This is a genomic window from Facklamia sp. P13064, from assembly GCF_050409425.1.
GTDB lineage: Bacteria > Bacillota > Bacilli > Lactobacillales > Aerococcaceae > Facklamia.
Genome location: NZ_JBNUPM010000027.1, coordinates 1 through 14,112, shown reverse-complemented (window position 1 = coordinate 14,112; position 14,112 = coordinate 1). Strand labels below are relative to the sequence as shown.

17 protein-coding genes are annotated in these 14,112 nt (G+C 36.9%); all 17 read right to left on the bottom strand.

Annotation, left to right across the window (positions count from 1 at the left end):
- Nucleotides 1-87: 87 nt before the first annotated feature.
- The 17 genes from rpmF to ACQV2S_RS08245 all read right to left on the bottom strand — a co-directional run bounded on the left by rpmF (nt 88) and on the right by ACQV2S_RS08245 (nt 13,954).
- Nucleotides 88-267, bottom strand: coding sequence for a 50S ribosomal protein L32 (rpmF, locus tag ACQV2S_RS08325; protein ID WP_428874498.1), 180 nt, complete (start codon nt 265-267; stop codon nt 88-90).
- A 29-nt stretch (nt 268-296) separates the two neighbouring features.
- Nucleotides 297-836 (bottom strand): YceD family protein, encoded by a 540-nt coding sequence (locus ACQV2S_RS08320; RefSeq protein WP_428874497.1) that lies wholly within the window; start codon nt 834-836, stop codon nt 297-299.
- Nucleotides 837-960: 124 nt separating this feature from the next.
- Entirely contained in the window at nt 961-2,181 is a 1,221-nt protein-coding gene (locus ACQV2S_RS08315) for a nucleotidyltransferase family protein (RefSeq protein WP_428885369.1), read from the bottom strand.
- On the bottom strand, nt 2,182-2,952 hold the full coding sequence (locus ACQV2S_RS08310; RefSeq protein WP_428885368.1) for a class I SAM-dependent methyltransferase: 771 nt from the start codon (nt 2,950-2,952) through the stop codon (nt 2,182-2,184).
- Nucleotides 2,952-3,314 carry a ribosome silencing factor gene (gene rsfS, locus ACQV2S_RS08305; RefSeq protein WP_428874831.1) on the bottom strand — a complete coding sequence of 121 codons (363 nt, stop codon included), beginning with the start codon at nt 3,312-3,314 and terminating at the stop codon, nt 2,952-2,954. Before rsfS ends, ACQV2S_RS08310 begins: the two co-directional genes overlap by 1 nt.
- A gap of 8 nt (nt 3,315-3,322) precedes the next feature.
- Nucleotides 3,323-3,940, bottom strand: a complete 618-nt coding sequence (gene yqeK / locus ACQV2S_RS08300; protein ID WP_428874493.1) for a bis(5'-nucleosyl)-tetraphosphatase (symmetrical) YqeK — start codon at nt 3,938-3,940, stop codon at nt 3,323-3,325.
- 17 nt (nt 3,941-3,957) lie between these two features.
- The gene (locus ACQV2S_RS08295) at nt 3,958-4,635 is read right to left on the bottom strand and encodes a nicotinate-nucleotide adenylyltransferase (RefSeq protein ID WP_428874491.1); all 678 of its coding nucleotides are present in this window, start codon (nt 4,633-4,635) and stop codon (nt 3,958-3,960) included.
- Nucleotides 4,636-4,654: 19 nt separating this feature from the next.
- Nucleotides 4,655-4,972 (bottom strand): ribosome assembly RNA-binding protein YhbY, encoded by a 318-nt coding sequence (gene yhbY, locus ACQV2S_RS08290; protein WP_428874833.1) that lies wholly within the window; start codon nt 4,970-4,972, stop codon nt 4,655-4,657.
- Between the two features lie 32 nt (nt 4,973-5,004).
- Nucleotides 5,005-6,153, bottom strand: coding sequence for a ribosome biogenesis GTPase YqeH (gene yqeH / locus ACQV2S_RS08285; protein WP_428885367.1), 1,149 nt, complete (start codon nt 6,151-6,153; stop codon nt 5,005-5,007).
- Complete coding sequence (locus ACQV2S_RS08280; protein WP_428874488.1) at nt 6,116-6,649, bottom strand: YqeG family HAD IIIA-type phosphatase; 534 nt, start codon at nt 6,647-6,649, stop codon at nt 6,116-6,118. Before ACQV2S_RS08280 ends, yqeH begins: the two co-directional genes overlap by 38 nt.
- A gap of 217 nt (nt 6,650-6,866) precedes the next feature.
- The gene (locus ACQV2S_RS08275) at nt 6,867-7,094 is read right to left on the bottom strand and encodes a YkuJ family protein (RefSeq protein ID WP_428874487.1); all 228 of its coding nucleotides are present in this window, start codon (nt 7,092-7,094) and stop codon (nt 6,867-6,869) included.
- 120 nt (nt 7,095-7,214) lie between these two features.
- The gene (locus ACQV2S_RS08270; protein ID WP_428874486.1) at nt 7,215-8,093 is read right to left on the bottom strand and encodes an NAD(P)-dependent oxidoreductase; all 879 of its coding nucleotides are present in this window, start codon (nt 8,091-8,093) and stop codon (nt 7,215-7,217) included.
- Entirely contained in the window at nt 8,093-9,304 is a 1,212-nt protein-coding gene (locus tag ACQV2S_RS08265; RefSeq protein ID WP_428885366.1) for a glycosyltransferase family 4 protein, read from the bottom strand. Before ACQV2S_RS08265 ends, ACQV2S_RS08270 begins: the two co-directional genes overlap by 1 nt.
- 179 nt (nt 9,305-9,483) lie before the next feature.
- The gene (gene ptsP, locus ACQV2S_RS08260) at nt 9,484-11,205 is read right to left on the bottom strand and encodes a phosphoenolpyruvate--protein phosphotransferase (protein ID WP_428885364.1); all 1,722 of its coding nucleotides are present in this window, start codon (nt 11,203-11,205) and stop codon (nt 9,484-9,486) included.
- Complete coding sequence (locus tag ACQV2S_RS08255; protein ID WP_428874483.1) at nt 11,205-11,471, bottom strand: phosphocarrier protein HPr; 267 nt, start codon at nt 11,469-11,471, stop codon at nt 11,205-11,207. Before ACQV2S_RS08255 ends, ptsP begins: the two co-directional genes overlap by 1 nt.
- Nucleotides 11,472-11,640: 169 nt before the next feature.
- On the bottom strand, nt 11,641-13,218 hold the full coding sequence (locus tag ACQV2S_RS08250) for a peptide chain release factor 3 (RefSeq protein WP_428874481.1): 1,578 nt from the start codon (nt 13,216-13,218) through the stop codon (nt 11,641-11,643).
- Between the two features lie 76 nt (nt 13,219-13,294).
- On the bottom strand, nt 13,295-13,954 hold the full coding sequence (locus ACQV2S_RS08245; RefSeq protein ID WP_428874480.1) for a DivIVA domain-containing protein: 660 nt from the start codon (nt 13,952-13,954) through the stop codon (nt 13,295-13,297).
- Nucleotides 13,955-14,112: the final 158 nt, after the last annotated feature.

Genomic DNA, 14,112 nt, shown 5'->3' with positions numbered 1-14,112 from the left:
AACCGTTAATTGCTTAATCTCCTTGGATAGCATCAACCCTATTGGACATAGAGCCAAAAAAGACCGATTAACCGATCTTTCTTGTTATTATTTTGCTACTTGTTCTACATTTTTTCCTGCGTAGAAACCACAATTACCGCATACACGGTGGCTTAATTTCATTTCTCCACACTCAGGACAAGGATTCATTCCTGGTACGTTTAATTTGAAGTGAGTACGACGCTTTCTTTTTACTGCTTTAGATGTTCTTCTTTTTGGTACTGCCATGTTTTACACCTCCTGGTAGTTGATGACCATTATTTATCTTGGTCTGATAATAACGTTTTTAAGGCTGCAAATCTTGGATCAACTTGATCCTCTTCTGCTTGGTTTTGAAGATTATATTCTTCTTCGGTTACAACTGTCCAGTCTTTGCCTGAAGGAAGATCTGTATCATCCTCTGCAATGACTTGTCTTGGAATATTCAAAAGAATATTATCAACAGCAGACGCTGCGAGGTCAATATAGTCATGTTCAAGAACAATAGTGGTTTCCTCATAGTCTTGAGCATTAAAGTCTAAACTTTTATCAACGTAGCGTTCTCTCACCTTTATTGATAAAGGGACAACTACAGGCTTCAAACTACGAGTTGAAGGCAATGTCACGTCCACATCAAATTGGCAGTGGAGCACAAACTCTTCATCACGCAAAAGGAAGTATCCCTTAGAATGCACTTCATCTATGTGGATTATATCCGACTTGCGTTCACTTATTTGTGATTGGATATCTATTCGCTCATCAAAAGAATAGATGCCGTCACGACAGGCCTCACGTAATTGACGAAGGGTCCATTTCATATATATCACCTCTAAAACGACAAAATAAATTATACTTAAGAAAAGACAGCTTGTCAATCACAATAATCAATTCTAAACCAATATTAGTATAGCTGATTGACGTTCATATTACTAGTTTAGCTTGCTATAAATAAGGCTCATTTAAATAAATGGGATGCTTTGCTATCACTTGTTCTTCAGTTTTTTTATTAGGATTGGCCTGCAAAATACTATCTACTTGCAAGGACAAGTGATAATTGTCTGCTATTTCTTGCGATAAATTAGAAAAAAGTTTTAGTTTTTCCGAATTAAAGCTGCTTAAAAAGGCTCGTCCCACTTGATTAAAAGCCAAGATACGAAGCACTTTCTGCTTTTTATTTTTTGTTAAATAACTTTGCCACATTGTTTGATCAATATGCAATAAAACCATCATCAATAGACGTTGTACAGCTGACCGTGTCCACCGACTCGAAGTAAGAGCATCCACTAATTCCTCCCAAGACTGAGTTTTGAGATTTTGCTTATAGATAGCCGACTCCATCCCCTCGACCATTCCTTGAATTTTAGCAAGACCTTCTTTCCCCAACGCTAAGATAGCATAGTTGAGTAAGGTATAATAATCTTGCCATTCGATTAAGGAATGCATTTGCAACTTCTGCCAAGTCATTATCGGAAGATTTCGAGCTTTTAGAACACCCTCTTGAACTTCCTTTCTGATTTGACTGCCTGAAAGGATAGATATTGGTTGTAGCTCATGTGGTAGCTCAATCCACTGTTCTAGCTCTTGAGTTTCTTTAAGACGAGGGATAACAATTGGTTGAATTTTAGAACCTTTTAGTGCTTTTAAGTACAGAATGCCTAGCATTTGATTGCTAGCAGATGGATCGAAACTTAAACTGTATTCATGCTGTTTCAATTGTTGAGCGACAGCCGTTTGATAAGCGGCTGGGTAGGCCTTTCCTTCTTTAAGTAAAAGACGGATATTTTTTTGCAAGTCCGCATCAATTAACTCAATAAAATCTAAATAGGCTTGAAGATCTGCTAATTCAGCCGATTCACTTCCAAAAGCTAAATAATCAACCTCCAAGTCTTTCATGATGTCAACGGAGCTTCCGGCAAAAAAATCCGCTGCCTGCAGACTAGCATTCAATGGAAGTTCGAGGACTAGGTCTGCTCCATTTTTTAAGGCAAGCTCTGCCCTATGCCATTTATCCAGAATAGGAAACTCCCCTCTTTGCACAACATTCCCACTCATTAAAACGATAATGCATTCAGCTTGAGTTAAGGTCCTTGCCTTTTTGAGCTGATAGAGATGGCCATAATGAAAAGGATTGTATTCTGCAATAATGCCTAAGGTTCTCAACATTTATTCCCCCTTTTGACATACAAAAAACCAACGATCAGTCTTTTGATCTTGAGATTCGTCATACTGACGTTCACCAAAATTGACCAAAACTTGAATTTGTTGTGGTTGCAAGCCTGCTTCTAGTAAAAAATTTTTATAAGTAGCTAAGGGATAGGTTTTTTCTTCTAGGTCGACTTGATAACGTCTATAAAAATCTTGATCAGCTTCAGACTCAATGCGATCAAAGACAGTTAACTGGTGAATTACACTTAAATCATTAGCTTTAGTGAAAGATGTCCACAATAGAGCACCCTTTTCATCTTCATCCTGATAAGAAAATTGATCAAATCCTTGACTCAATTGATAAGGGGTCCATACATCAAACAATAATCGACCACTATCTTTTAGACAATTAGCCATTGAAAAAAGAGCCTGTTTAAGCTCTTCTTCATTCTTTAGAAAACATAAAGAATCTGCATAGCAAGTCACTAAATCATACTTTCCCTCTTCTGCTTCTAGATTGAGCATATCACCTTGTTGAAAGATGAGGTTTTCATATTCATTTCCTGCTTGTTTTTTAGCTTGGTCAATCATTGCTTCATTTAAATCCATACCCTTAACTTGCTGATAATTCTTAGCTAATAAACGGCTAAAATAACCTGTCCCACATGCCATATCCAAAACATTTTCAACAGCTTCTCCTGCATGAGCTAAAGTAAAATCTAGCCACTGATCATAGGCGCTCAAATCATTAAAACGGTCATAAACCAAAGCGACATCGGTAAAACTCATTAAGGATTCACCCATGCAGAAATGTCCACTAATGGCGCATCTCGCCAGATTTTTTCTAAATTATAATGGCTACGCTCTTCATAATGAAAGACATGAACAACGATTTCATAAATATCAATTAAAATCCAGCGTCCGCCATCTTTTCCTTCAGAACCCTTGATATTTATATTCGCTTGATGACATTTTTCAATGATTTCGTCCACAATCGCATTAAGTTGACGTTCATTCTTGGCGTGCATGATTACAAAATATTCTGCCAAGGGTGTCATTTGACTTACATCTAAAGCCATAATATCTTGGCCCATCCGATCGTCCGCCGCTTTTACAATTACTTCTAATTTTTCTTTACTTGATAATGTCATAATTCCTCCTAAATAGCTTTATTTGCTTTATAATTTTTAATCCAACTATTATAGACTTCAATTTGTAAGGGGAAAAGATATTCTTGCCTTTTCATCAAGTGCTTTACTGTCATACGCATCTTCAAAAAACAAGCCTTATCTAAATCAATTTGACTTAGTTTTCTAACCTTATTGACTCCTTTAAAATTACGTCCTTCTTCTGTATAGTCTGCGATATAAAGTATTTTTGCAAGTTTTGACATTTGGTGCCAGCCCGTAGTATGAGCAGCTACCGCTTGAATAATTTCATCATCTTGACATGCTAGATCCGTTTTCAATATTTGTGCAGCAGCAAAACCATGCCAGATTCCTTCTGTTGCGTCTTCAAGCCGCTCGTCTGACCAAAATGCTTGAGCTAAATTTAACATTGCCTCGGATTCAATTTCTTTGGCATAGTCATGCATTAAAGCAACGATTGATGCTTTTTCGATATCTTCTTCATAAAGCTTCGCTAACTCAAGCGCTTTTTTTTCAACCCCCATTACATGATCAAACCGTCTTTTTGATAAACGCTTTTCTAATTGATTAATCAACTCTTGACGGCTCATATTAATAAAGTCTTGTTGGTAAATAAGTTCTTCTGTCATAAAAACTCCTTCTTTCATCAATCCAAACGTCGATATAGGTCGTGGCGGTTAATGTAGTCTATCACCGCATCAGGAACTTGATAACGAATGGATTGTTCCAAGTAGACTCTTAGACGAATTTCCGTTGAAGAAAGCTCTACCAAAGGACTGTCTACCCAGATGATTGGATATTGCCCCCCATAAATTTCTTCGCCTGGACGTCGCACACCCACAAATTGAACCATTGAAGCCAATTCACTAATGTCACGCCAAGTCTCTAGTTCATTAGCTGAGTCACTCCCAATGATAAAGTAAAAGTCGCACTCAGGGTAAGCTTTCACGAAATGCCTCATAGTATCAATGGTATAATTTTTCCCACCACGATTAACTTCGTAGGCTTGGAGTTTAAACAAAGGATTACCTTCGATCGCTCTTTGAACCATTTGCAGCCGGTGTTGAGAAGCAATGGTCTGCTTCCCCGGCGCATGAGGTGGCTTTGCGGTTGGCATAAACCAAACTTCATCTAAATCTAATTGTTTTCCTACTTGTTCAGCCATCATTAAATGACCTAAATGAGGCGGATTAAAAGTCCCTCCTAAAATACCGATGCGTTGGCGATCACGGTCGGTTGTTAAATCCGCTATTTGTCCTAAGGTGATCGAGGCATATTCTCGCTCAAGCCTCAAAATAGTTTGTTCACTGACGATCGTCCGCATGGAGGTCTCCTTTCTGTTGCTATTGAATAGTGGCTATTTCTTCACTTATTCTTTGATATTTTTCTTTGTGAGAAGGGCGATAAAGAACAGCTGTATGTCCAACGGTTTGAACAATTACTGCATTAATTGCTTGAGCAATTTGTTCAGCCGCTTGATCAATTTCTTCATCAGAATTTTGCAGAATATTAAATTTAATTAATTCTCTTTTTTCAATGGCATCATCCACTTGTTGAATAAAGACTTCTGTAATTCCTAATTTTCCGATTTGAAAAATTGCTTTTTCTTTTTGCGCTTTTTTTCTAAGAAACTTAATTTGTTTTTTATTTAATACGGTCATATTGACTCCTTTTCTAACTAGATCTGTTTAACCTAAATCATACTTTCTCTTTGTGTAACTTGGACAGCTTTTGGAGCCCATAGTCTTACTTGAACAGGTTCATTAACTGTTAACCATCCTAGTCCAGCAATCGCTAAATCTTGATTGGGTTTTAATTGATAATCCCTTCCTTGTAGTTCAGGAAAATTAACTGCTTGATTGAGATATGGAGGACTTAAGAGTTGTCCTTTGTGCTTAAGGTAAAAGTCATCTGCCTTATCCGTTTTAGTCCGGTGAATATATGTCTCATTGGAGACATAAAAAGTAAAGGCTGCCCTTTCTCCTGCTATAAAATCAACTCTACCTGCTCCAGCTAAAAAGAGTGTTTGACCAGCATTTAACTGAAAAGTTCTAGGCTTAATTGCTTTATTGGGTAATAGTTTTTTCATTCCCTGACGATCTAAGTAATGAGCCAGTTGGTTTTCCTTGATAATTCCCGGAGTATCAATGATACCCGTTGTTTCTGTTAATGGTATACGAATCGTATCGAGTGTGGTGCCCGGATGATCAGAGGTTGTGATTATTTCTTTGTCTCCACCATAATGTCTCAGCAGTTGGTTAATTAAGGTAGATTTTCCAACATTAGTAACTCCCACTATGTAAACATTACGTTGTCTTACCTCGCGGTCAATCCGATCAATTAGAGCTTGTAAGCTAGCTGGATTATTGGCTGACAGCAAAAACACTTCGTCTGGTTTTAAACTATTTTCAAAGAAACGCTGTTTCAACCAATGAACGATTCGATTTTGTTTGACTGATTTTGGTAATAAGTCTACTTTATTAGCGACTAAAACAAAAGGTTGCTTGCCAATAAAACGATTTAAGCCAGATAACATACTTCCTTCAACATCAAATATATCAATAACATTCACTACAAAAGCATCGTCTTCTGAAATGGAAGAAAGGCGATCCAGAAATATATCGTCTGAAATTTGCACATCCTGTAGCTCATTATAATGACGCAGTCTGAAACAGCGCTGACAATAAAAATCGCCTTCTATTTTTTTCTTCTCCAAGATAGAAGCCAATAAATACCCCATCTTATTAGGATCTTCACTTTGAATTTCAGCCCCACATCCAATGCATTGATAGTTTTCTTGTAAATTAGTTTGGTCTTTCAAGTTGGTCCCCCCAGTCTCCATGTCGGTCAATCCCAATCCATTTCAGTGCCATTTTTTCTAAAGTGCGATTGACCAGGGTGTAAATATTATCATTATTGACAATAGGTTTAACTAAAAGTACTTTCAAACCTAAACTCTTAGCTCCTATTACATCGGTCATTATCTGGTCACCGACCACTAAGACATGCTCCGGCTTAACTTGCATTCTTTTCATTGCTAAGCGAAAACTACGTCTGAGCGGTTTTAAGGCGTGACCGAGATAAGGTAATTTTAAAGGATCCGCCACCCTATGTACTCGTTCGGGATGATTGTTGGATAAAACAAATAATTTTATACCTGCATCTTGCATACTCTTTGCCCATATTGCTAATTCTTGGGTATGATCTAGGCAATTCCATGCCAAGAGTGTATTATCAAGATCTACTATTAGGCCTTTAATTTGCTGGTTGATTAGATCAGATGGCTTAAGACGATAAACTGAATTAAGACACCAAGTGGGTTGAATCAATTTTCTCATGATTCCTCCTATACTTTTTTATTATCTTCATTAACTTATTTCTTTTTTTACTTAAAGTCATTATAGCACATTCTTGTATTCTTATACTCATGATTCACTGGCTCTAATATTTATAATTATCTTGCTTAGGATTTTAACTGATGAAAAGATTATATGTTTATGATAAATAAAAAGAGGTCTAGGATTTCGATTATCCTCAGACCTCTTTTTGTTTGTATTAACCCAACAGATCAAATATTTCAATGGCTACTAGATCAATGTTGTCAAAGCGGAAAACAGTTCCCGTTTCTGATTCTGTCATTTCAAAAGCATCATCATTTGGTAAATAAGTCACTTGGCATTTTTCAATCCCATCCAATTCAAATCGACGAATTTCAACTTCATCTTTTGCCTTAGTCATTGTTTCTAGTCGTTGAATAATTCCAGTAAGTACAGATGCTTTCATGATTTCCTCCATTCTTCACTAAGAAGATAATTTATTTTATACAAGGTATACTAACAAACTGAGATAAAATTGCAAGAAATAAATTTTAAGTTGCTTCCCAACTTAGAGTGAGGAGGACTATTAAGCTTGATCCCACCAAAGCTTAATCAAAGCTTGAGTACCATCATTTTCATGACCTTCTTTTGCTAATTCTTGGTATAAATCATAGGCAAGTTTTGTACCTGGTAAATTTAAATTGGCTTTTTCAGCTTCTTCTAAAGCAATACCTAAATCCTTGATATAGTGCTTAACAAAAAATCCAGGTGAATAGTCTGATTTTAAAATACGAGGCCCATAATTGGCCAATGACCAGTTATTAGCAGCTCCACCAGTCAAGGTTGCAATAACTTTTTCTAAGTCTAACCCATTTGCTTTAGCATACCTTAATGTTTCGACCATGCCGGTCATTGTCCCAGCAATCATAATCTGATTACTTGCCTTAGCATGTTGGCCAGAACCTGCAGAACCATGGAGTTGAATACTTGCACTAAATGTTTCAAGAATAGGACGAACTTGATCTAAAGTTGCTGCATCTCCTCCAACCATAGCTGTTAGGCGTCCTGCTTTTGCTCCTAAATCTCCACCAGAAACAGGTGCATCTAAAACAGTAACACCCAAAGCTTGTCCTTTTTTAGTGAGTTCCTGAGCCAAACTTGGTCTAGAGGTGGTTAAATCAATAAAAACCTGACCTGAGTGAGCACCCTTAAACAAGCCCTTTTCACCTAGGTATACCGCTTCAACATCTTCAGGATAGCCAACTATTGTTAAGACTAAGTCACATGCCTGAGCAACTTCTTCAGGTGAAGCTTGCCAAATAGCCCCTTCTTCAACCAATTGATTGGCTTTAGACCTCGTTCGATTATAAACATAAAGCGGATAACCAGCTCTTAATATGTGTCTAGCCATTGATTGTCCCATAACACCTAGTCCGATAAAACCTACTTTGAGTGTTTGATCCACTATATTTTTCCTCCTATTACAATTTCACGAATAACATTTTTTACTTTACTAAAGACACGATCAAAAAGGCCAGTTTCTTCTTCAATATATCGCTCACATACTTGCTTGTAAAAGGTTAAAACTTGATCCGTAAACTTTTCTACTGATATTTCATATAAGTTATCTGTATCAATTGGATCAACTTGTTTTGAGTCTTTTTTCTCCAAAAAGTCTCTAATTGCTTGATTAAGTGTGTAATTTTCATCAAATAAGGCGCCAAAAGCCTCTTCTTGCATCACAGTCTTGAGGTAATCATTACTCTTAGCAATGATTGGACAGCGGTTAACAATTGCTTCTAGATAAGTCAACCCTTGCGATTCCGACTCTGAGGCATTTACATATAAATCAGCCATTTGGTAATAACGCCAAACTTCATCATGATCGACAAATCCGACAAAGCGCACATCTAAATCATGTTTACGACTAAATTGTTCTAGACTATCTCTTTCTGGTCCATCCCCAGCAATCACTAATTTTAGATTTGGATCCTTTTGCTTCAATTCACAATAAGAATATAAGACTTCAATTATATTTTTTTCTTTAGATAAACGTGATAAAGATAATAATACACGGTCTTTACTATTAAAATCTAAAGTCTTCCGCAAAGTTTTAGCTTCTTCTGGTTTAAAATTTGGAATGTTTACTCCAGTAGCTATTATCTGTATAGGAACATGAACACCATAAGATTCTAAAGTATCTTTAGTTAATTGACTGGGCGCAATGACTGCATTTGATTGGTTACAATACTGACGTGAAATTACTCTTACATGATTGGCTTGAACTAAGAGCCCATCTAAAATATAGTGGGTATAATTTTCATACATTGTATGATAAGTATGTATATTAGGAATCTTCAAACGGCTAGCAACATACTTACCAGCTAAACCCATACTAAACTCGGTGTGCGTATGAATAAGGTCTAAGTTCATGGAACGCGCTATTTTCAAACAGCGATCGAATCCCCGATATGCAATTCTTCGATCAGAAAAACTTAAAAAGGGAACACTTGAAATCCTAACAACATCTGGCTCTGCTTCTGCATTCGGATCAGTAGTAGTGAAGATAACTACCTCATGTCCTCTAGCTCGCAATTCTTTTGTTAATAATTTGATTGAAGTTGATACACCACTTAATTGAGGAAAGTAGGTATCCGTAAACATGCCTATCTTCATAATGCTTCCTTCCTAGAGCTTATTTCTATTCTCATCTATTATAGTAAATATTTTACTACCTTAACAACAGTGTTTTTTGTAAAAAAAAGACACTAGAAACGATTTGTTCCACAAACATATGGCTATGCTTAAATGGCGACAAACTATTCCTAGGGTCTTAACTATTTATGAAATACACTTTAGGCTAAATATTGATTAACAAGCTCTTCTACTGCTTCAGATGAATTACATTCCTTGATCACGCGATCAGCTAATTCTTGCATCTTTTTACTATCTAAGCGTGAAATTAACTGACGTGTTCTTAAGATTGACGAAGCAGACATTGAAAACTCATCTAATCCCATACCTAGTAGAATAGGTACCGCCATTTGGTCACCAGCCATTTCACCGCACATACCAACCCATTTACCTTCTTGGTGAGCTGCATCAATTACAAATTTGACTAATCTCAAAATAGAAGGATTATAGGGTTGATAAAGATAAGAAACTCGCTCATTCATTCGATCAGCAGCCATTGAATATTGGATTAAATCATTTGTACCAATTGAGAAGAAGTCTACTTCCTTTGCAAATTGGTCCGCTAAAACAGCAGCAGCTGGAATTTCAATCATTATTCCAACTTCGATAGAATCTGAATATTCAACCTGCGCTTGTTGAAGTTCTTTTTTAACCTCTTCTAATAAAGATTTAGCCTGGCGAAACTCTGAAATTGTAGCAATCATAGGAAACATGATTTTCAAATCACCATGAACCGATGCTCTCAGTAATGCTTTCAATTGTGTTTTGAACATCTCTGGCTTATCTATAGAAATACGAATAGCACGGTAACCTAAAAACGGGTTCATTTCTTGTGGCAACTTCATATATGGCAAATGCTTATCGCCACCTATATCCATGGTTCGAACGACCACCCCTTTACCATCAACAGCTTCAAGCACTTGACGATAAGCGCGATATTGGTCATCTTCACTAGGAAAATCAGAAGCATTCATGTAAAGGAATTCTGTTCGATACAAGCCTACTCCATCTGCTCCATTATCAATAGCTCCCTCAACATCCTTAGGGGTTCCAATATTGGCAGCAATTTCTACTGTTTTACCATCACTAGTTATGGATGGCGATGCTACCAATTTTTTTAATTCTTCTTGGTCTTGTTTAAATTGGTCGCCTTTATGCTGATACTCTTTTAGTTCTTCCTCGTTTGCTTGCAGGATAATTTGACCTTCTAAGGCATCTACGATTAAGTTTTCTCCCTGTTTAACCGCTTGAGAAACACCTTCAATCCCAACAACGGCAGGTATCTCTAACGACCTTGCCATGATAGCAGAGTGAGATGTTCTTCCGCCAATCTCTGTGACGAAGGCTTTCACATATTTTTTATTCAATTGCGCAGTGTCGCTTGGCGTTAAGTCTCTAGCCACCACAATTACTTCATGGTCAATAGTAGCTGGAGTCGGTAATTCCACTCCTAATAAAGCAGCTAAAAGTCGTTGTTTCACGTCACGGATATCTGCTGCACGTTCTTGCATGTAAGGATTGTCTTCCATCGCTTCAAATGTAGCAATAAACATATCTGCAACTTGTTCAAGACTAGCCTCTGCATTCATCTTATCTTCTTCAATCAAAGTTTTTACTTGGGCTAGGAATTCTGGATCTGATAAAACTAAAAGATGTGCATCAAAAACTTTTGCCTCTTCTTCACCTAATTGGTCAGCAGCTAATTGGCGAATATTTTCAAGTTCCGCTTTTGCTTGGTCAACAGCGACAGACAAACGCATAAGTTCCTGTTCACTATCTTCAATTGACTTTTTGTCAAAACTTAAGTCGGGATCCACTAATAAATAAACAGGTGCAATTGCAATCCCATCACTAGCCGCAATACCGGTTAGTTTATTAGTCATTATTCAGATAAGCCCTCTTTCTTCATGGTCTCTGTTACCGTTTCAATAGCTTCTTTTTCGTCAGAACCTTCAGCTGTAATTGTAACGTCAGCTCCTTGTCCTACGCCAAGAGACATCACTCCCATAATTGATTTCAAATTTACTGATTTACCTTTATATTCTAAGTTAATATCTGATGAAAACTTACTAGCTGCTTGCACTAATAAAGTTGCAGGTCTTGCGTGAATCCCAGTCTCAGCAACTACGTGAAATTCTTTCTTTTCCATATGTTCATCTCCTTAAAGACATTATTTCTAATATTAAGCTATGCGCTGAATAGCTATTCATTCTAGGCAAATAAAAACCCAGGCAAACGCTATCATTATTATACACAAAACCAAAATTAAAAGCTAAGATTATTTACTTATTAAATACCAGTAACCCTTAATAAGAGATTTACATCAACTGTTTAAGTTTAACATCAGGGTGTTTGTCTTTAAACCAATTTTCAGCAAACTGATTTTCAAAAAGGAAAACAGCTTGGCCGAAACGATCTTTTGCCAGAAGGTTTCGTGAGGAAGACATCTTAGGATCTAAGTCCTCATCATCAATCCAACGTGCAATTTTTGACCCCATTGGTGTCATTTCAACTTCTGCATTATATTCGTTTAATAAACGATATTGAAAAACTTCAAACTGCAGTTGTCCGACCGCTCCTAGTATATACTCTTCTGTATGATAGGTCTTATATAATTGAATGGCTCCTTCTTGCACAAGTTGTTCAATTCCTTTATGGAAAGATTTTTGCTTCATTACATTCTTTGGCGCTACTTTCATAAAAATCTCCGGCGTAAATTGTGGTAGATCTTCAAATTGGACGGCTTGGTTACCTGCATAGATGGTATCACCTATTTGAAAATTCCCCGTATCATATAAGCCAATAATATCGCCTGCAAAAGCATCTTGGACTTCTGCTCGACTGTCGGCCATGAACTGGGTAGTATGTGCCATTCGAATGGTTTTGCCGGTTCGGTTTAAAGTAACTGTCATTCCCTTTTCAAAACGGCCAGAAACAATCCTTACAAAGGCAATGCGGTCACGGTGTGCTGGGTTCATATTAGCTTGGATTTTAAAAACAAAGCCTGTAAAACGCTCATCTGTTGGCTGGATATATTCTTCGTCAACTGTTAAAGCCGGCGCCGGCTGATGAGACAAATCGACAAAGGCATCCAAGAAAGTTTGTACGCCAAAACCCGTTAAAGCGGACCCAAAAAAGACGGGCGTTAATTTTCCTCGTGAAATAGCCTGGCGATCAAAACTATTACCCGCTTCATGTAAAAGTTGTGCATCATCAATTGCTTGACTATAAATAGATGATGATTTAAAAGCGTGGTCTCCTTGGGCATGTCCTTCTTCATCCAGTGCTATAAAATAATCTTCATCATCTGATTGACGAATTTCCACGCGCTGATTGTATAAATCATATAGACCTAGTAATGTTTTACCCATACCCATTGGCCAATTCATTGGATAGGCATTAATTCCTAAGACTTCTTCTAATTCCGCTACTAAATCCATTGGCTCGCGTCCATCGCGGTCTAGTTTATTCATAAATGTAAAGATAGGAATTCCACGCTTTGAGACGACCTCAAATAATTTCTTAGTTTGAGGCTCAATTCCCTTACCAGAATCGACCACCATAACAGCAGCATCGACTGCCATTAAAGTACGGTAGGTATCTTCCGAAAAATCTTCGTGACCTGGAGTATCAAGAATATTAACTTGATAGCCATCATAATCCACTTGCATGACAGAAGACGTGACTGATATGCCTCTTTGCTTTTCAATTTCCATCCAATCTGATTTAGCGAATTTATTTGATTTTTTTCCCTTAGCTTTTACCGTTCCCGCTTCACGTATAGCTCCAGAAAATAATAAAAGTTGCTCGGTGATAGTTGTTTTTCCAGCATCGGGATGGGAAATGATTGCAAAAGTTCGACGACGCTCCACTTCTTTTGTTATATTTTTAACCATTATTTCTCCTCATTTCTGTTGATAACTTAAAGACAAGAAAAGCTGGGTTTACCCCCAGCCCTTTTTTATCATTTCGTTAACCATGAGCTTTCTTAAAATCAACCAATTTTTTGTCATTTGTCTTTTCTGCCGTTTCTTCATTCTTTATAACATCTTGAATTAAACGTTGTAATTCCTCTTTTTCTTTATCTGACAATTGTTTTTCTGCCGAAAGATTCTTTCGATGACTGTTTGGTTGTAAGTCATCTTGCTCATAATCTTCAATCTGATTCCTAAAACGATCCACTTGCTTGCTAGGAAAAACCTCATCAAAATTAGTTGATGAAACAAATTTTTCATAGTCTGAAATCATATCTAGCATTTGTGATTGCATCATTTTTAATTGATCTTTTAAATCTGTTCCTGTATTGGCTAGTTCCTTACTATAATATGCAAAGTTTTCTTTGTATTGGGCCACTTGCTCATTAGTACGATTTATTAGCTTTTCTGCTTCTGCTTCTGAATCGGCAATAATTTCATTTCCTGTCTTTCGTGCGTCCACTAAACCATCTTTTAGAGCGGCTTCAATCGACTGGAAATAAACCACTTTCTCTTCTAGAGCTTGTACTTTCTGGTTTAAATTAGCAACGTCTCTTTCTAAAGATTTAATTTTTTCATCTTTATATTCAACTAATTGGTTAACTTGTTTGCGATTATAGCCAAATAGATTAACAGACACTTCGCTGATACGGTCCATTTAGTCACCTCATAACTTTCTTTTCCATCAACTAATTTTAACAAAAAATACTTGTTTTGAATAGGTCCTATTGCGATATCCCTTATTTAATGACTTTTTAAACAGATAAATTATCATAACAAGTGCAACGTTCAATAAACGCAGAGTTCATTAGCTAT

Excerpts from the sequence above, each read along its gene's own strand:
- ACQV2S_RS08255 (WP_428874483.1), bottom strand. The coding sequence starts at position 11,471 with ATGGAAAAGAAAGAATTTCACGTAGTTGCTGAGACTGGGATTCACGCA.
- ACQV2S_RS08275 (WP_428874487.1), bottom strand. The coding sequence starts at position 7,094 with ATGAAAGCATCTGTACTTACTGGAATTATTCAACGACTAGAAACAATG.
- yqeK (WP_428874493.1), bottom strand. The coding sequence starts at position 3,940 with ATGACAGAAGAACTTATTTACCAACAAGACTTTATTAATATGAGCCGT.
- ACQV2S_RS08265 (WP_428885366.1), bottom strand. The coding sequence starts at position 9,304 with ATGAAGATAGGCATGTTTACGGATACCTACTTTCCTCAATTAAGTGGT.
- ACQV2S_RS08295 (WP_428874491.1), bottom strand. The coding sequence starts at position 4,635 with ATGCGGACGATCGTCAGTGAACAAACTATTTTGAGGCTTGAGCGAGAA.
- ACQV2S_RS08315 (WP_428885369.1), bottom strand. The coding sequence starts at position 2,181 with ATGTTGAGAACCTTAGGCATTATTGCAGAATACAATCCTTTTCATTAT.
- rpmF (WP_428874498.1), bottom strand. The coding sequence starts at position 267 with ATGGCAGTACCAAAAAGAAGAACATCTAAAGCAGTAAAAAGAAAGCGT.
- ACQV2S_RS08250 (WP_428874481.1), bottom strand. The coding sequence starts at position 13,218 with ATGGTTAAAAATATAACAAAAGAAGTGGAGCGTCGTCGAACTTTTGCA.
- ACQV2S_RS08245 (WP_428874480.1), bottom strand. The coding sequence starts at position 13,954 with ATGGACCGTATCAGCGAAGTGTCTGTTAATCTATTTGGCTATAATCGC.
- ACQV2S_RS08320 (WP_428874497.1), bottom strand. The coding sequence starts at position 836 with ATGAAATGGACCCTTCGTCAATTACGTGAGGCCTGTCGTGACGGCATC.
- yhbY (WP_428874833.1), bottom strand. The coding sequence starts at position 4,972 with ATGACCGTATTAAATAAAAAACAAATTAAGTTTCTTAGAAAAAAAGCG.
- rsfS (WP_428874831.1), bottom strand. The coding sequence starts at position 3,314 with ATGACATTATCAAGTAAAGAAAAATTAGAAGTAATTGTAAAAGCGGCG.
- ACQV2S_RS08310 (WP_428885368.1), bottom strand. The coding sequence starts at position 2,952 with ATGAGTTTTACCGATGTCGCTTTGGTTTATGACCGTTTTAATGATTTG.
- ACQV2S_RS08280 (WP_428874488.1), bottom strand. The coding sequence starts at position 6,649 with ATGAGAAAATTGATTCAACCCACTTGGTGTCTTAATTCAGTTTATCGT.
- yqeH (WP_428885367.1), bottom strand. The coding sequence starts at position 6,153 with ATGGAGACTGGGGGGACCAACTTGAAAGACCAAACTAATTTACAAGAA.
- ptsP (WP_428885364.1), bottom strand. The coding sequence starts at position 11,205 with ATGACTAATAAACTAACCGGTATTGCGGCTAGTGATGGGATTGCAATT.